This window comes from Enterococcus infantis, assembly GCF_049166715.1.
GTDB lineage: Bacteria > Bacillota > Bacilli > Lactobacillales > Enterococcaceae > Enterococcus_C > Enterococcus_C leclercqii.
The window spans coordinates 1-1503 of the sequence record NZ_JBMHFB010000024.1 but is presented as its reverse complement, the minus strand read 5'-3'; the positions used below and the strand labels follow the sequence as shown (position 1 = coordinate 1503).

The 1503-nt window shown below is 42.2% G+C and carries 1 protein-coding gene; it reads right to left on the bottom strand.

Features of this window, described 5'->3' with window-relative positions:
- Nucleotides 1-56: 56 nt before the first annotated feature.
- Nucleotides 57-1450, bottom strand: a protein-coding gene (locus ACOMA8_RS14605) for an IS3 family transposase (protein ID WP_421371697.1) whose coding sequence is annotated in 2 segments (ribosomal slippage) — nucleotides 57-910 and nucleotides 910-1450 — 1395 coding nt in all. Because the reading frame shifts where the segments join, the coding sequence is not laid out codon by codon here.
- Nucleotides 1451-1503: the final 53 nt, after the last annotated feature.

Below are 1503 nucleotides of genomic sequence, written 5' to 3'. Positions count from 1 at the left end.
TGTAGTGAGACCCAAAAGTTAGACCTTATACCGACTAGATTTTCTAGTCGGTATTTTTATGCGGTCATTCGTTGCCGATACTGCACTGGGCTGCAGCCCAGTTTTATTTTGATTCGTTGATGATTATAGTAAGAAATCCACTTTTCGAGTGTCTGTTTTAAGCTATCAAGACTTGTGTATTCAACGCCATGATACATTTCCTGTTTCAAAAGGCCAAAAAAGTTTTCCATCAAAGAGTTGTCGAGACAGTTCCCTTTTCGGGACATACTTTGAAAGATCTTTTCCTTGATCAGCGGTTTTCGATATTGCTTCATCTGGTAAGCCCACCCTTGATCTGAATGAAAAGTACGACGATAAGGACAATCGGCCGTTCGGGCGATTGCTTCTTTTTGCGCTTCAAGGATTGGTTTCATGCTTGGACTTTCTGAAATACTATAAGATAAGATCTCTCCGTTGAACAGATCGAGAAACGGATTTAGATAAAGTTTCTTGATTTGTATTTTTCCCTGAGCGTCTCTTTCATAATATTTAAATTCGGAAGTATCTGTCGTGATTTTTTGGTGAGGAACAGAAGTCTGAAACCGACGATGAAGACGATTTTTCGCTATTTGTCCGACCGTTCCTTTGTAAGAGCTGTATTTTCGAGACTTTCTCGTGAATTTCATTCCCTTTAACCCGAGTTTGCGCATGATTCTACGAACCTTCTTCTGATTGACGGTCAAGCCGCGCTCCTTCAACGCAAGTTGAATACGACGATACCCATAGTTTCCATCATTTTCTTCAAAGATCTCAGTGATTGTTTTCTCCAATCCTGCATTGGGATTTTCACGGTCAAATCGTTTCTGCCAATACATATACGTTGCTTTAGGGAATTTCGTTGCCTCCAAAAGAATCCCTAATCGGAATTCCTTTCGGAGTGCGTGGATGATTCGGGCGTCTCGCTCTTGAGTCGATCCGGAATATTCATCCCTAAAGCTCGGAGCTTTTTTACGAAAGCCAGTTCTGCACGAAGCAGTTCATTTTCCCGTTCCAGTTCCTGCTCTCGCGTAAGCGGTCTTTTCGATCCAATTTTTTTCTTTTTCTTCGTCATTGAAGGCCGTCCTTTTGGTTTTGGTGCCAGACCTTCCATTCCGTCACGCTGATATACCTGATGCCATCGTTGAAGTAGATCTCCTGAAGGCAAGCCATATCGCAACGCAGCAGTAAGGTAAGAGTCACCACTAGTTAAGTAATAGTGTATGACATCTTGCTTGAATTGAGAAGAATAAGTTTGTTTGGTTCTTCTACGCCGCAAGGCGCTAAAGCCACGCAGCTCAACAGTTTCCACCCATTTTTTTACGGTTGAATGACTCGATATATTAAACTGACGAGCCAGTTCAACGTACCCATACTCACCGTGTTGAAATGATTCAACTACTTTTCTCTTGAAAGCATCGTCATACTTTGCCATAGAAAAAGCCCCCCTAAATTAGATTGTTGGTCTAACTTAGGGGGCGCGCTACA